Annotated in this window: 13 protein-coding genes; 2 read left to right on the top strand and 11 right to left on the bottom strand. The window is 70.4% G+C overall.

Annotated elements, in window-relative coordinates:
- Positions 1-5 precede the first annotated feature (5 nt).
- The 7 genes from lnt to O7601_RS21205 form a co-directional block, all read right to left on the bottom strand.
- Positions 6-1,592 carry an apolipoprotein N-acyltransferase gene (lnt, locus tag O7601_RS21235; protein ID WP_281566997.1) on the bottom strand — a complete coding sequence of 529 codons (1,587 nt, stop codon included), beginning with the start codon at positions 1,590-1,592 and terminating at the stop codon, positions 6-8.
- A 587-nt stretch (positions 1,593-2,179) separates the two neighbouring features.
- Complete coding sequence (locus O7601_RS21230; protein WP_281562842.1) at positions 2,180-3,511, bottom strand: glutamate mutase L; 1,332 nt, start codon at positions 3,509-3,511, stop codon at positions 2,180-2,182.
- Positions 3,508-3,900 carry a hotdog domain-containing protein gene (locus tag O7601_RS21225; RefSeq protein WP_093402361.1) on the bottom strand — a complete coding sequence of 131 codons (393 nt, stop codon included), beginning with the start codon at positions 3,898-3,900 and terminating at the stop codon, positions 3,508-3,510. The genes O7601_RS21230 and O7601_RS21225 overlap by 4 nt, the downstream gene beginning before the upstream one ends.
- Complete coding sequence (locus O7601_RS21220) at positions 3,897-4,652, bottom strand: OAM dimerization domain-containing protein (RefSeq protein WP_281562841.1); 756 nt, start codon at positions 4,650-4,652, stop codon at positions 3,897-3,899. Before O7601_RS21220 ends, O7601_RS21225 begins: the two co-directional genes overlap by 4 nt.
- A complete protein-coding gene (locus O7601_RS21215) occupies positions 4,649-6,241 on the bottom strand; it encodes a lysine 5,6-aminomutase subunit alpha (protein ID WP_281562840.1) in 1,593 nt (530 codons plus the stop codon). Before O7601_RS21215 ends, O7601_RS21220 begins: the two co-directional genes overlap by 4 nt.
- Positions 6,238-7,806 carry an amidohydrolase family protein gene (locus O7601_RS21210; RefSeq protein WP_281562839.1) on the bottom strand — a complete coding sequence of 523 codons (1,569 nt, stop codon included), beginning with the start codon at positions 7,804-7,806 and terminating at the stop codon, positions 6,238-6,240. Before O7601_RS21210 ends, O7601_RS21215 begins: the two co-directional genes overlap by 4 nt.
- 4 nt (positions 7,807-7,810) lie before the next feature.
- Positions 7,811-8,860: a zinc-binding alcohol dehydrogenase gene (locus tag O7601_RS21205; protein ID WP_281566996.1), complete on the bottom strand. Its 1,050-nt coding sequence runs from the start codon at positions 8,858-8,860 to the stop codon at positions 7,811-7,813.
- 153 nt (positions 8,861-9,013) lie between these two features.
- Here O7601_RS21205 and O7601_RS21200 point away from each other — a divergent pair, with 153 nt between their 5' ends.
- Entirely contained in the window at positions 9,014-10,417 is a 1,404-nt protein-coding gene (locus O7601_RS21200) for a lysine 2,3-aminomutase (RefSeq protein WP_281562838.1), read from the top strand.
- A gap of 103 nt (positions 10,418-10,520) precedes the next feature.
- Here O7601_RS21200 and O7601_RS21195 read toward each other — a convergent pair whose 3' ends face one another.
- Complete coding sequence (locus O7601_RS21195) at positions 10,521-10,715, bottom strand: CsbD family protein (RefSeq protein WP_281562837.1); 195 nt, start codon at positions 10,713-10,715, stop codon at positions 10,521-10,523.
- Between the two features lie 297 nt (positions 10,716-11,012).
- On the opposite strand from O7601_RS21195, the gene O7601_RS21190 reads away from it, so the two are divergent.
- Entirely contained in the window at positions 11,013-11,624 is a 612-nt protein-coding gene (locus O7601_RS21190) for a histidine phosphatase family protein (RefSeq protein ID WP_281562836.1), read from the top strand.
- A 105-nt stretch (positions 11,625-11,729) separates the two neighbouring features.
- Here the strand turns inward: O7601_RS21190 and O7601_RS21185 are convergent, their stop codons facing one another.
- The 3 genes from O7601_RS21185 to O7601_RS21175 all read right to left on the bottom strand — a co-directional run bounded on the left by O7601_RS21185 (position 11,730) and on the right by O7601_RS21175 (position 15,609).
- Positions 11,730-13,397, bottom strand: coding sequence for a CDP-glycerol glycerophosphotransferase family protein (locus O7601_RS21185; RefSeq protein WP_281562835.1), 1,668 nt, complete (start codon positions 13,395-13,397; stop codon positions 11,730-11,732).
- 38 nt (positions 13,398-13,435) lie between these two features.
- The gene (locus O7601_RS21180) at positions 13,436-14,782 is read right to left on the bottom strand and encodes a polysaccharide pyruvyl transferase family protein (protein WP_281562834.1); all 1,347 of its coding nucleotides are present in this window, start codon (positions 14,780-14,782) and stop codon (positions 13,436-13,438) included.
- A gap of 317 nt (positions 14,783-15,099) precedes the next feature.
- Positions 15,100-15,609 (bottom strand): Lrp/AsnC family transcriptional regulator, encoded by a 510-nt coding sequence (locus O7601_RS21175; protein ID WP_281562833.1) that lies wholly within the window; start codon positions 15,607-15,609, stop codon positions 15,100-15,102.
- Positions 15,610-15,648 lie beyond the last annotated feature (39 nt).

Genomic DNA, 15,648 nt, shown 5'->3' with positions numbered 1-15,648 from the left:
CCCCTTCACCCCGGGTGGGCGGCCCCCGGCACAGATCGGCCGTCCCGCCGACGCCGCAGCACCGCCGCGCCGGCCAACCCGGCCACGGCCAGCCCGGCCAGTACCGCCTCCGGCAGCACCCCGACCCGGGTGGCCAGGGTGCGTCCCTCGGTCAACTGCAGCTGCCGCACCACGACCGCGCGGGTGTTGAACCCGGTGGCGTCGCTTACCCGCCCGTCCGGGGCGACGAACCCGGACACCCCGACCGTGGAGGCCATCAACGCCGCACGGCCGTGCTCGACGGCCCGCAACCGCACCATGGCCAGCTGCTGACGCGCCTCCGCCTCGTCGAAGGTGGCGTTGTTGGTCTGCACCACCAGCAGCTGCGCCCCACCGACGACGGTGTCCCGGACCAGCCCGTCGTAGGCCACCTCGAAGCAGATCACGTCGCCGAGCACCACCGGCCCGCTGTCGACCACCCCCGCCTCGCCGCCGGCCACGAAGTCGGCCCGTACCCGGTCGACCTGGTCGCTGACCATCCGGGCGATCCGGCGCAGCGGCACATACTCGGCGAACGGCACCGGGTGCCGCTTGATGTACAGCTGCTCCAGGTCGGGGCCGCTACCCGGACGCCACAGCAGTCCCGCGTTGCGCACCTGCCCCCGCTCCGGCCCGAACAGCACGGCACCGACCAGGATCGGCACCCCGACGGCATCCGCGGCGGCGGAGATCCGCGCCCCGGCCGACGCGTTGCGCAGCGGATCGATGTCGCTGGAGTTCTCCGGCCACACCACCAGATCCGGTCGGGGCCGGGTGCCGGCGTCGACCTCACCGGCCAGGGCGATGGTGGCCTCGACGTGGTTGTCGAGCACCGCCTGCCGTTGGGCGTTGAAATCCAACCCGAGTCGCGGCACGTTGCCCTGCACGATCGCCACCGTCACGCTCGCCGCGTCACGGGTCGTGGCCACCGGCACCAGCAGCCCACCAGCGAGCAGCAGCAACACCGCCACCGCGCATCCGGCCGCGGGCGTCCACCACCGGACACCGGCGGTGCCGCGGCGGGCCTGTGCCGTCCACCACGCCCCGGCGACCAGCAGCCCACCGGCCAGCGCCACCGCGAACGTCACCAGCGGCGCACCGCCGAGCGCGGCCAGCCGCAGCAGCGGCGAATCGTCCTGACCGAACGCCAGCCGCCCCCACGGGAACCCGCCGAACGGCGTCCGGTCACGCAGCGCCTCCTGCCCCACCCACAGCACGCCGGTCACTGCCGGCCACGCCACCGGAAACCGGTCGGCCAGCGGCGACACCCACGCCGTGGCCAACCCCAGCACCGCCAGATAACCGGCCTGCAACAACGACAGCAACACCCACGGCAGGTAGCCGGTGTGCAGGTTCGTCCAGGCCAGCAACGGCGCGAACAGGGTCAGACCGGTCAGAAAGCCCAGACCGGCGCCGGCCCGCAGCCGCCGCCGATGGGTCGCGGCGGCCAGCAGCGCCACCCCGACCGGCGCCAACGGCCACCACCCGTACGGCGGGAAGGCCGCCAGCAACGCCAGGCCCGCCGCCACCGCCATGGCGACGGCCACCGGCAGGCGCACCGGACCGGCCGCCAGCGGGGCGCAGGGCGGCGGGTCGGACCCGGCGGAGCGGTCCACGGTCGTCACGGGCGGGTCGGACGCGATCACGCGCCGAAGGCTACCCGCCCGCCATGATCGTCCGCCGACGACCTGGCCACCACACCAGATCACCAGATACGAAGTCGGGGCGCGGCATACGCCGCGCCCCGATGCTCCCAGGCCCCTCCCGGCCGGTGCGGCGGAATGTGGCACGCCGACCTTCGGACCGACCCGACGATGACTGGCTGTCCCCGCCTGACCGTTGTCTACTGGCCGTGCACCCCATCCTGCCCGTACACCGGTAACCGCGGCCGGTTCGCGCCGCCCCGCCGACCCCCGCCCGCTGGACCTGGCCGCCGCGACTGAACATGCACCGTGTCGCTCGGCCAGCGGACGAAGGGACGAAGCGAACAACAGCCGCTTCCCGTGGTAGGACTCAAAGACGGTACGTGGCCCACCCCCGGCCTTGTCAACCCACCCCCGACGAGTCGTCGCACCCGACCCGGCGTGTCGCGGCGGCACCACCGCGACGGCCTACCCGAACCACCACCCGCCGACCCACACCACAGTCGCCGCCACCCCGGTCACACCAGCAACGACCGCAGCAACCCCCGAGCCGCCCCCCGGTGCTCCTCGGCGAGCAACCCGGCCGCGGCCAGCACATAGTCGGTGTCCACCACCGGGCGGGCCGACCGCGGCAACGCCCACCCACCGGCATGGTCGGTCAACACCGCGTCCAACACCCCGGCCGCGTCGTCGGCCCCGGCATGCCGCAGCACCCCACCGGAACCGACCAGCAGCCGCACGTCCCGCAGATCCCGGCCAACCCGCTCACCGGTACCCACCCCCCGGGCGTGCCGGCGCAACGCCACCGTCGCCGCAAACGCCGCGATCCGCGCATCGACGGCCCGCCCGGCGGCACCGGCCGGCAGGAACCCGGGATCGGCGGCCCGCACCGCGGCCTCGACCGCCAACCCGTCGGCCTCCCCCGCCGCGAGCAGCCGCTCCTCGACGGCCGCCCGCACCACCCCCGGCGCGCTCCACCGCACCCCCAGGTCCCCCTCGACCGTCCGCGCCCGCCACAGCTCACCGGCAACCTCCCGGCCCGGCCCGCCGGCCCGCTCGTCCGGGGTCAGCACCGAGTACACGTCCGTGGTCGCGCCACCCACGTCGACCACCACCAGATCGCCGCCGGCCACGTCGGCGAGCACCTCCACCCCCGACAGCACCGCATCCGGCGTCGCCGCCCGCACCAGCCGGGCGAACCGGCCACCCCGCGACAAGCCCTTACCGCCGATCACATGCCGCAGAAACACCTGCCGGATCGCCGACCGCGCCGACGACGGCGCCAACACCCCGATACGCGGCAGCACATTGTCGGCCACCGTCACCGGCACCCCCGCCCCGGCCAACAACCCACGCAGCTCCTCACGCACGTCGACGTTGCCCGCCAACACCACCGGCACCCGCCACCGGGCCCGCGCCAACCGCGTCGCGTTGTGCGTGAGCGTCTCCGAGTCCCCGCCGTCGGTGCCACCCACCAGCAGCACCACATCCGGGCGGGACGCCCGCAACGCCGTCAACTCCGCCCGACCCACCCGCCCGGCGGCCACATGCACCACGTCCGCCCCCGCCGACAGGCCGACCCGCCGCCCCGCCTGCGCGGTCACCAACGGCTCGTAGCCGATCACCGCCAGCCGCAACCCGCCGCCCGCCGACGAACACACCAACCACGGCACCTCACCCGAGGTCAGCCCGACCGTGGCCGCACCCACCGCCGCGTCCAGGCCGCGCAGCACATCCGAACCCACAGTGGTCGGCGCCGCCGCCGCCGACACCAGCCCACCACCGTCGAGGTCGACCACCGCCACCTTCGTGTACGTCGAACCGACGTCGGCGCAGACCGCGACGTTCACACCGCAGCCGGCACGACCACCGTGCCGGTCGCCGTCACCGCCACCAACGGCTCGGCCAACACCTCCGCCGCCGACGAACCCCGATCCGGCCGACCCCGACACACCACCCGCGCCTCGAAGTCGATGGTGCGGCTGCGGGTACCCACCCGGGTCACCGTCGCCACCACCTCCAGCACGTCACCGGCCCGCATCGGCGCCTTGAACTGCACATCCGAGTACGACGCGAACAACCCCTCGTCCCCGTCGGTACGGATACACACCTCGGTCGCCACATCCCCGAACAGACCCAACGCGTACGCCCCGTCGACCAGATCACCCGCATAGTGGGCGTGCGCATACGGCACATACCGCCGATGCGTCACCGTCACACCCAACCGCCGGTCAGTCATGCCACCTTCGCCTTCCTACCCGTGACCAACGCGTGGACCAGATAGGACGCCACCTCACCCGGAGTCGTACCCCGCCCGAAAATCCGATCCACCCCCAGCTCAGCGGCCTGCGACTCATCGAACCGCGGCCCACCCACAATCAACAACGGCCGTCGACCCGCCGGCACCGCCTCCCGGAACGCCGCCGACATCTCCCGCGTGTTGTGCAGATGCGCATCCCGCTGCGTCACCACCTGCGACACCAGCACCGCATCGGCCCGCGCCACCCGCGCCGCCTCCACCAACTCCGGCACACTCACCTGCGCACCCAGGTTCGTCACCGACAACTCCCGGTAGTACTCCAGGCCCTTCTCCCCCGCGATCCCCTTCACGTTCAGGATCGCGTCAATGCCCACCGTGTGCGCGTCCGTGCCGATACACGCCCCCACCACCGACAACTTCCGCCGCAACCGCCGCTTGACGACCGCGTTGACCTCCTTGGCGCTCAGCAACGGAAAATCCCGCTCCACCACCCGCACCGCCGACAGGTCCACCAGATGGTTCACCCGCCCATACACCACGAAGAACGTGAACCCGTCACCGATCGGCTTCGCGTGCACCAGCAACGCCGGATCCATACCCATCTTGTTCGCCAACTGCACCGCCGCACCCTCGGCCCGCTTGTCATGCGGCACCGGCAACGTGAACGACACCTGCACCATGCCGTCACCGGTGGTGTCCCCGTACGGCCGCACGATCCTCTGCTCGCTCACGGCTGGACCTCCCCGGACCGCAACCGCACCGCTCCCGGCTGCTCCAGGATCTCCGTGGCCGGGTTGTAGTAACCCGCCTCGTGCCGCGCCACCCCGTCCAGACCCTTGCCCCGGTCCGCCGGCCGCTTCATGATCCCGAACGTGCCCTCGGCGATCGCCGACAACAACGACTGCTCACCGATCCGCTCCAACAACTCCACCGCCTCGGCCAACACCCGATGGGCGCGCTGCTGGATGAAACCACCCGGCGCCGGCACGAAATCCTCGTGCAACCCACCCGCCGCACCGAGCACATACCGCACGTTCTGCAAGGCGATGTCCCGGTCCGACAACCACGGCGTCACCACCGCCTCCGTCATCATCCCCACCAGCAGGATGCCCTGCCCCGTCATGGCGCCCACCAGATTGAAGAACCCGTCCAGCAGATTGCCCCGGAACACATCCCCGGTCATGTGCTTCGTCGGCGGCATCCACTTCAACGGCGCATCCGGAAACAACTCCCGCGCCAGCAACGCGTGCGCCAACTCCAGACGAAACGACTCCGGCACATCCGGATTGATCTCAAAGGCGTGCCCCAGCCCCAACTGCCAATCCGCCAGCCCCGCCTCATGCGCGAAATACTCGTTCAACAGCTGCGACACCGTCACCGTGTGCGCCTCGTCCACCGCATCCGCAGTGGTCAGGTAGTTGTCCTCACCGGTGTTGATGACGATTCCCGCCCGCGCATGCACCTGACGCGAGAACCGCTGATCAACGAACGTCCGCACCGGATTGATGTCCCGGAACAGAATCCCGTACATCGAATCGTTGAGCATCATGTCCAACCGCTCCAGACCCGCGAGCGTCGCCATCTCCGGCATGCACAACCCCGACGCGTAATTCGTCAGCCGCACATACCGACCCAACTCCCGCGACGACTCGTCCAACGCCGCCCGCATCAACCGGAAGTTCTCCTGCGTCGCGTACGTGCCCGCGAACCCCTCCCGGGTCGCCCCCTCCGGCACATAGTCCAGCAACGACTGCCCCGTCGACCGGATCACCGCGATCACATCCGCCCCGGCCCGCGCCGCCGCCTGAGCCTGCGGAATGTCCTCGTAGATGTCCCCCGTCGCCACGATCAGATAAATCCACGGCCGCTGCCTCGGATCCCCGTACCGCTTCACCAACCGGTCCCGCTCGGCCCGCCGTCGATCGATCCGCCGGACCCCCGCCGCGACCGCCCTCCGGGCAGACCGCCGCGCCACCGTCGCCGCCCGACCCGACGGCACCTGGAACCGCACCGACCCCGCCGCCGCCTTCTGCGCCAGCAACGTCACATCCGTGACCTGCTCACGCGCCAGAGCGTCGAACACCGGCAACGCCACCCCGTGCCCCAGACCGACATCCGCCACCACCGCATCCACCAGCCGGTTCACCCAAGGAATACCGTCCGGATCCGCGCCGAGCACCCCGGCCAGCCGCAACACCGCCCGCTCCACCGACACCGTGGTGTGACCACACGCCAACTCCACCACCGGCCGCCCGACCCGCCGCGCCAACTCCCGCGCCCGCGCCACCAGCACCGGATCCAGATCAAGCTTCCCCGTCACGCGGACCCTTCCTCATAGATCACCTCACCACGCAGCACCGTGCGCCGGCACACCGGCAACGGCGTCGGATCGTCCGCACCACGCGCCTCCGGATCCGCTGCCTGCAACACCGGCAACCCCCGCTCCACCCCGGCCGGCGTGGACCACACCGCGAACGTCGCCGGCGCACCCAACGCCAGGACCCCCTCGTTGTCCAGATGCACCGCCCGCCAACCACCCCGCGTATGCGCCGCGAACGCCGCCCGCACACTCATCCGCTGCACCGGGTTGTGATGCGCCACCGCCGCCCGCACCGAACCCCACGGATCCAACGGCGTCACCGGCGAATCCGACCCGAACGCCAACGCCACCCCTACCCCGTGCATCGCACCCATCGGATTCGACGCCAACGACCGCGCCAACCCCAACCGCGACTCGTACATCCGGCCCGCGCCACCCCACAACCTGTCGAACGCCGGCTGCATCGACGCCACCACCCCGAACTCCACGAAACCGGCGATCAGCCGCCGATCCACGATCTCCGCGTGCTCCACCCGATGCCGCGCCGCCCGCAACCGATCCGTACCCAACCGCCGCGCCGCCCCCGCGAAACCCTCCAGCACCGTCGACACCGCCGCGTCACCGATCGCGTGGAACCCGCCCTGCATCCCGTGCGCCGCACAATCCAACAAATGATCACGAACCTGTTCCGCGCTCAGATAACCGTGACCACACCCGTCGCCATCGGCATACGGCTGCGACAGATGCGCCGTCCGCGAACCCAACGCACCATCGGCGAACAGATCACCACCGGCACCGACCGCCCCCAACTCCCGCGCCCGCGCCGCACCACCCCACTCACCCCAGTACCCGTACACCTCCGGCACCCCCGCACCGGAAACAGCCAACAGGCCGGTGAAATCCTCCTCGTCGGAAATCTCCGGCCCACCACACTCGTGCACCGCCGCGATCCCCACCGACGCCGCACGCTCCAACGCCACCCGCTGCGCCGCCACCCGCTGCGCCCGCGTCACCGACGCCCGCGCCACCGCCCGCACCACATGGTGCGCGTCCCGACGCAGCCAACCCGACTCGTCGTACCCCGGCGCCGCCACCGCCTCCGGACACGCCGCCAACAACGCCTCCGACACCAACGCCGAATGAATCGACGCCTGCGACAGGTACACCCGCCGAGCATCTGCCGCCCGACCCAACCGCGCCGCCGACGGCGGCTGCGCCACCGCCCACGTCGACTCGTCCCACCCGTGACCCAGCACCACCGCGTCCGCCGGCAGCCCCGCCGCGTACGCCGACACCGCGTCCAACAACTCACCGGCCGACCGCACCCCGGACAGATCCAGCCCGGACAACACCAGCCCGGTGTCGCTGACATGCACGTGCGCGTCCACGAAAGCCGGCGTCACCAACGCACCGTCCAGCTCCACCACCCGGTCCGCCGACGGAGCGTCGGCATCCGAGCCCAGCCACACGATCCGCCCGTCACGGACCAGCAACGCCGTCGCGGACGGATCCGCCGGGCAGTGCAGCACACCGGCGCGGTACAACGTCGAGGGGTTGTTCGTCATGGCCTCAGTCTGCCGCCAGCCGAGCCTCGAACAGCCCACGCACCCCCGGCTCACTCCGCAGCACACCCAACGCCAACTCCGCGTGCCCCGGCACGTACCCGTTGCCGACCAGCATCGTCACGTCCGCCGCCAGACCCTCCGCACCCAACGCCGCCGCCGCGAAGCTCGTCGCCATCGAGAAAAAGATCACCGTGCCGCCGTCGGCGGTCGCCAACACCGCACCGTGCTCGCAGCCCGGCACATCCACGCACACCACCGTCACATCCGCCGGCATTCCGAGGGCCGAGGTCACCGCCGTCGACAACGCCACCGGATCACGGGCGTCGGCCAACACCACCGCGTCGGCCAGACCCGCCGCCACCAGCGCGTCACGCTCCGCGACCACCGGCACCACCCCGACCGTACGACCCGCGCCCGCCCGTCGCGCCGCCGCCAGCGCCAACGAACCGCTCTTGCCCGCACCGCCGACCACCGCCACCGCCACCGGTCGGGCATCCCCCTCGACCGCCCGTTCGGCCACGTACCGGGACACCACCCGCGACGTCAACGCCGGCGCACCACACACGTCCAACACCGCCAGGGACAGCTGCGGATCCAGATCCTTCGGCAGCACCGCCGCGACCGACCGGGCGAACAGAATCGCCCACCCCGCACACGGCACCTGCTCACTCCGGCCGTCCCAACCGGCCAATCCGTCGGTCACCACCAGCGGAGTCAAGGTCAACGAGACCAGCGTGGCCACCCGCTCACCCGCCTTGAGCCCCAACGGCGAACGTCGACCCGCCTCCTCGACCGTGCCGATCAGCATCCCGCCCGACCCCGTCACCGGGTTCTGCATCTTGCCCCGGGACGCGATGATGTCGAGCACCTCGGCCCGGATGGCCTCGCCGTCCCCGCCGTGCTTGACGGACAACTGCCGGAAACTCGCCGCGTCCAGGTTCAGCCGCTCCACCCGGATCCGCACCTCGTTCGGCGCGATCTCCGGACGCGTGTCGAGCCGCCAGGCCGCCTGTGGCAACACGCCCCCGGGCTCCAGAACCCGATGCAGACCCACCGGTGACGTCACACCAACCTCCCCTGTCCGACCGCCCGAAACTTCGCCTTGGACTCGCTTAGCGGGAAAACTTACGGCAGACTAATTTCTCTACCGAAATTTTTCCAGTAGCCTTCGGTTCGCCGATCACTCAGGCAGAGCAGAGGAGGGGCCGTGACCCAGACCCGACCGCCGGTGCAGACCATCCCGGCAACCCCGCCGGCCCCCACCACCCGCACCGGCCAGCCCTACGAATACCGCCGCAGCCCACTCGTCGAACCCGACTGGACCCGCTTCCCCGGCTGGCGCGACGTCACCCGCGACCAGTGGCAGAGCGCCCAGTGGCAACGCGTCAACTGCGTCAAGAACCTCAAGCAACTGCGCACCGTGCTCGGCGACACCGTCGACGACACCTTCTACGCCGACCTCGAAGCCGACCAACGCGCCCTGGCCACCATGTCCATGCTGGTGACCCCACAAATGATCAACACCATGGCACCGTACGGCCCGCCCACCACCGACGCGCTGCTCGCCGACCCGATCCGGCGCTACATGATCCCCGTCGCCTCCGACCGGCGCACCGACTGGCCGTCACACCCCTACGCCACCCGCGACTCCCTCCATGAACACGACATGTGGGTCGCCGAGGGACTCACCCACCGCTACCCCACCAAGGTGCTCGCCGAACTGCTCTCCACCTGCCCGCAGTACTGTGGGCACTGCACCCGCATGGACCTGGTCGGCAACTCCACCCCCACGGTGGACAAGCTCAAGCTCAGCCTCAAGCCCGTCGACCGCTACGACGCCCACATCGACTACCTCAAGGCCCACCCCGGCGTACGCGACGTCGTGGTCTCCGGCGGCGACGTGGCCAACGTGCCCTGGCGCAACCTTGAGTCGTACCTGATGCGCCTACTGGAGATCGAAACCATCCGCGACATCCGGCTCGCCACCAAGGCCCTCATGGGCCTGCCCCAGCACTGGCTGCAACCCGACGTCGTGGAGGGCCTGGAACGGGTCGCCCGCACCGCCGCCCGCCGGGGCGTCAACCTCGCCATCCACACCCACGTCAACCACGCCCAGTCACTCACCCCACTGGTCGCCCGGGCCGCCCAGACCGCCCTCGACATCGGCGTTCGCGACGTACGCAACCAGGGCGTCCTGATGCGCGGGGTCAACGCGACAAGCACCGACCTGCTCGACCTCTGCTTCGCACTACAGGGTGAGGCCGGCATCCTCCCCTACTACTTCTACATGTGCGACATGATCCCCAACGCGGAGCACTGGCGCGTCCCGGTCTGGCACGCCCAGCAGCTCCAGCACGACATCATGGGCTATCTGCCCGGGTACGCCACCCCACGGATCGTCTGCGACGTGCCCTTCGTCGGCAAGCGCTGGGTGCACATGGTCACCGAGTATGACCGGGAACGCGGCATCTCCTACTGGACGAAGAACTACCGCACCTCCATCGAATCCGCCGACCTGGAGGCACTGAGCAAGCGCTACGCCTACTACGACCCGATCGACACCCTCCCGGACGCCGGTCAGCAATGGTGGCGCGTCCACCGCGACGACTGAACCAGACCAGCTCCCGGCCGGGCGGCACCTCCTCCACCGACCCGCGCCACACGGTGAAGCGGGCCGCCGGATCATTCCGGCGGCCCGCTTCCGTGCCGTGCGATCACTTTCGGAAGGCGTCCTTCGCGTTGCGCCCGGCCTCCTTGACGTTCTCGCCGACCTGACGGGCGCGGGCGTCGCTCTGCTGGCTGGCGCCCTCGGCCCGCATGCGCTCGTTGTCGGTCATGTCGCCCATCCGCTCCCGGGCGGCACCGCTCAGTTCCTCGACCTTGTTCTTCGCCTTGTCGGTGAAGCTCATGTCGTCTCCCCTGCCTGTTCTCGCCGGTAGAGCGGAGCGGATCGCTCCGCTCTCTGTGGTGTCCCCCGGTGTTGTGGCCTGAAACGGCTTCGTTCCGGTGGTGGGGGGCCGCACACCCGCTACGGCATCCTAGGAAGCTAGGTGTGATCGGATCCGCGGCGCGGCCGGTCAGAGACGATCCTGTCGCCGCCCGGCATCGGACCGGGTGTCCTGGTTGACTGGGGGCATGGGCCAACCAATCCACCCGGTCGACGCGGTACGCACCGTCCGGACCGGTCAACCGGGCGGTGCGACGGCATGAACGAGATCCTGCTCGTGCGGCACGGCGAGACCACCTGGAGCGCAAGCCGCCGCCACACCTCGTACACCGATCTCAATCTCACGCCCGACGGTGAGCGGCAGGCCCGCGCGCTCGGACCGGTCCTCGCCGGACGGCGGTTCGTCGCCGTACTGACCAGCCCACGGATCCGGGCGCTGCGCACCGCGCAGCTGGCCGGCCTCGCCGTCACCGACTCCGACGCCGACCTCGCCGAATGGCACTACGGCGAGTACGAGGGCCGCACCACCGCGGAGATCCAGGACGAACGGCCCGGGTGGAGCGTCTGGACCGACGGATGCCCCGGCGGTGAGTCGCCCAGCGAGGTCGGCGAACGCCTGGACCGGCTGCTCGCCCGGCTGCACCCCCTACTCGACCGAGGTCCCGTCGCGCTGGTCGGCCACGCCCACGCGCTGCGCGTGCTGGGCGCCCGGTGGGTCGGCCTGCCACCGTCGGCGGGCGGGCTGCTCCGCCTGGACACCGCCACCCTCAGCCTGCTCGGCCACGAACACGGCCGGCGGGTGATCCTGCGCTGGAACCAACCCGTCGCCCAGCCCGCCGAGCCGGCGAACGGGTCGACCGGTCGGCACTGACCGTCGCAGAGCCGCTCCGGCAAGCACGCCACCTCGGCGCCGGAACAGCACGGCTCCGGCCGGCGCGAGGCCGGGCCGGAGCCGGTACGACAACCGCAGTCGAACTCAGAGGTAGCGCGACGCCTCGTCCAGGAAATGCTGGGCGTAGCGCTCCGGCGGGATGTCGCCAAGGTAGTACTTCTTGATGTCCTGCCGGGTGGAGGCCAGCGGGTCAGCACCGAGGAAGTCGTCGAGGATCGCGTCGAGCCCCGTCACCCGGCCGCTGTGGGCGTCGATGACGTAACTGGCCCGCCCCAGCGGGAACTCGTCGGTGAACGTGTCCGCCGGCGTCGAGACAGCCACCATCGCGAAGGGCTTCTCCGAGTACAGGTAGTCGGCAACCACACTCGACACGTCCGACACCATCGCGTCCGACGCGTTGAAGCAGTCCATCACCGACATCTTCACCTCGGCCTGCTTGCCGAACACGTGCGGCCGCCCGTTGGCCTTGCGGTCCTCGTCCAGCAGCGCCCTGATCCGATCACACTCACGGCCCAGCGCCGGATTCCGGTTACTGTACGGGTGCGGCCGGAAGACGATGCTGCAACCGCGCTCGACCAGCGCCTTGATGATGTCGTAGCCGACATGCAGTGACGAGTAGTTGGAGTCGGCGTAGAAACCCGCCCACGTCGGCGCGTAGAGCACCCGGGGGTTGGCGATCGAGGCGATCGGCTTGGCCGCCACCGCCACGTTCTCCACCTGGGGGCGCCCGACGACGCTGAACATCTCGATCGGCATCTTCACGCCGTTGGCCGCGAAGCGGTCGATCGCGGCCTGGCCGGCGACGAAGTTCTTGTCGTACATCCGGAAGACCGGGTTGTGACTCGGCACCTTGTCGCTGTCGCCGTGGTTGAGCTGGATGTGCGTCAGGCTCGTGTACCGCAGGAGGTGGTTGTTCTTCGTCGCGGTGTTCACGTAGAAGGCGGCCCGCATGGACGGGGTGACCACCGAGTCCATGTCCTCCAGGGCGGTGCGCAGCACCACCGGGGCCTTGGTCAGCGCCGCCACCTCGTTGAAGTTGGCCTCACCGCGCACCAGCACGAAGAACTTCCGACCGAGACGCTCCAGGTAGGGCAGCCACATCGCGATCTGGTACGCGGTGCCGGCAGGCGCGGTCCAGTGCACCACGAACGCCGGTTCGTAGGCGGTCAGCGCCTTGAAGAGGTTCTGCTCGCTGGTCCGCCGCGCCCGAACCCGGCCCAGCCCCTGCCACAGCGTGAACAACGACAGGCCGAGCGCGGCCGCCGACGCCGCCGCGGCGACCACCCCGAGGCCGCCGACGAAGGCGCAGACGAGCGCCACCAGCACCGCGGCGCCGTTGACCAGGACCGCGCGGCTCGTGTTCGGGCGCCGGTAGGGCCGCGCGCCGATCCCCGGCAGATTGGCCGTCACCGGATAAGCGGCACGGGAGATGAACCCCAACGGCGTCTCGCTGAGCACCGCCAAGCCGGCCAGAGCCACGCCGACGGCGAGCGCGAGATCCACGCCGCCGTGCACGGTGCCGAGCAGGTACGCGGTGGCCAGCAGCAGCACGCGCGGCACGGCGGCCTTCGCGGTGGACACCGCTCCCCCGCGCAACGCATCACGCCACGTCCAGGCCAGCAACCCGGCTGCCAGCAGGGCCGGCGGCAACGCCCAGAGCCGGGACCCGCCCACCGCCGCCAGCAGCAGCGCGGCGAGCGCCGAAACGTCGATCAACGAGGAGGTGATGCGCCCCCCCGTCTTCGACGCCACCCATGCCCCCAGTCGGGACGTGTTCGGATCCGCAGTCGTCACCGTCGGCCCCCCGTGGACAACGGGTTGATCCGCAGCACCCGCCCCATCCGGCCCCGCCAGCTCGCCAGGGACTCCTGCTGCACCTTGAGTTCCTTCTCCAACTCGGTTACCCGCTCCTCAAGCGTCCTCTGTCCGCGCGGTTCGCGGAACGGTGGTTCGAAATCGTAGGCGCGGCGCTCCAGATCTCCCTCGTGTCCCTGCCGCAGCCAGCGCAACCGGGACATCACCTGGCGCCGCCCGACCACGTCCGAGGCCATCAGCGTGTGCACCGGGCCGGGGAACGGGGCGGCGGCGAGCGCCTCGTCGTAGGCCGGGTTCGCCTTGCCTGGCTGGAACACATGCTCGAGGTCGTTGTGCTCGAGGAAGCGCACATAGGTCTCGAAGGTCTCGGCCTGACGCGGACCGAAGGCGTCGAAATCCGCTTCCTCGTAGAGCCGCTGCGCGTCGACATCCGGCGGCAGCTCCGAGTAGAGGCGGTACGGAATGCCGTGGTACTCGGAAAGTTCGACGGTGCGGGAGTCGTGCGCCAGCACCACCGACGGCGTGCCCGCCAGCACGCCCGCGACGTTGCCGTGAATCCGCGTGCCGAAGGCGAAGTGCTGCTGGGCCATGAAATCGACCCAGGTCGAGGCATCGACGAAGAACCGCATCCGGTCGTTCTCGTACAGCGGATGGTCGGTGTGGATGGGCATCCGCTTGTTGGGGACCTTCGCCGGGTTCTCGCCCCACAGCATGAGCGCCAGCCGGTGATGCTGCTGCGGCACGATGACGCTGTTGGGGTACCGGTCGGTGTTCGCCTCGACCAGCCGGTCGACGCCCTTGACCTTGGGCGTGTACGAGATGGCGATCGGGCTGTCGTAGGCCAGCCGGTCCACCTTGCGCACCAACGGTCCCAGCGGCCCGTTGCCGAACATCGACGGGCAGCCGATCACCCGCACGTGCTCGTCGCCGAAGCCGAGATACTTCAGCATGCGTGCCGTGTACTCACCGCGCACGCCGATGGAGGCCGACCGGTCGAGCACGGCCCGGGTGAACCGCGTGACGATCTTCTTGTAGTTGTCGGGAAGCGAGTCGAACTCGGTGCCGTACGGCAGCTGCGCGCCGATGCCGACCACGGTGACCGGGATCTTCAACCGCTCGATGACCTTGGCGAGACGCTCCAGGTGCGGCAGGAAGGTGTCCCGGTACGAGTTCGCCATCGGCAGGACGAACCGGTCGAACTCCTCGTTGGTCCGGTTGATGTAGGTGCCCAGGTGCACCGGACGCTCGTGCACATACGAGTTGGCGACCACGTCGGCGCCGGGCACGCTCAGGACCCGGAACACCGCGCTGTAAAACAGCATGTTCCCAGAGTTTGACCCGAAGACACCCAACCGAGAGGTGGACAGGCTTTGCTCATGGGACAGCACCGTCAACGGGCTCTTGCCAGCGCGGATGAGAATGCGTGTCATGAGCGGACTCCGGCCGCCGGCTGGCTGGAACGCGATCGCATCGATCGGTACATCTCATCCTCCCCTTCGAGACACGCGAGGCGACCCGGACATCGGGCGGCACGAACCGTCCCGGCGTCCCGGTCATGATCCGGGTCTCACCTTCCGCCGAATCAGGGATGGATCCTAGCCCCGTCTCCTGGGCCGCAGCGGCACCGGGTGTTCCGGGGTCAGTCCGCCTGTGCGCCCGCTGCGGCGGGCGGTACGCCCCGGGTGCGCTGTTGCGCCGCCGGGTCGAGGGTGACCTTGGGCGCCCGGTGCTCGTACGGGGTGGACAACACCACTGTCGTCCGGGTGGTGACGTTGGCCGCCGTCCTGATCTCCTGGAGCACCCGCTCCAGGTCGACCGGACCGGCCACCCGGACCAGCAGCAGGTAGAAGTCCTCCCCCGCCACCGAGTAGCACGAGTCGATCTCCGGCAGGTGCGCCAGCCGTTCCGGCGCGTCGTCCGGCTGGGACGGGTCGAACGGCCGGATCGCCACGAACGCCGTCAGGGGCAGGTCCAGCGCCTCGAAGGAGACCCGGGCGGCGTAGCCCTTGATCACCCCACGCTGCTCCAGCCGACGCACCCGCTGATGCACCGCCGAGACCGACAGGCCGACCTTCTCTGCCAGGTCCGTGTACGACAGTCGGCCGTCCGCGGTCAGCGCCACCACGATGGCGCGGTCGATCTCCTCCACGGCGTGCAACCTACCGGGTACGACAGGCCGACGCGACTG

Origin of the sequence: Verrucosispora sp. WMMD573 (assembly GCF_027497175.1) — a bacterium.
Classification (GTDB): domain Bacteria; phylum Actinomycetota; class Actinomycetes; order Mycobacteriales; family Micromonosporaceae; genus Micromonospora.
Note: the sequence above shows the minus strand (reverse complement) of the source record. Positions and strands in the feature narration are given on the sequence as shown.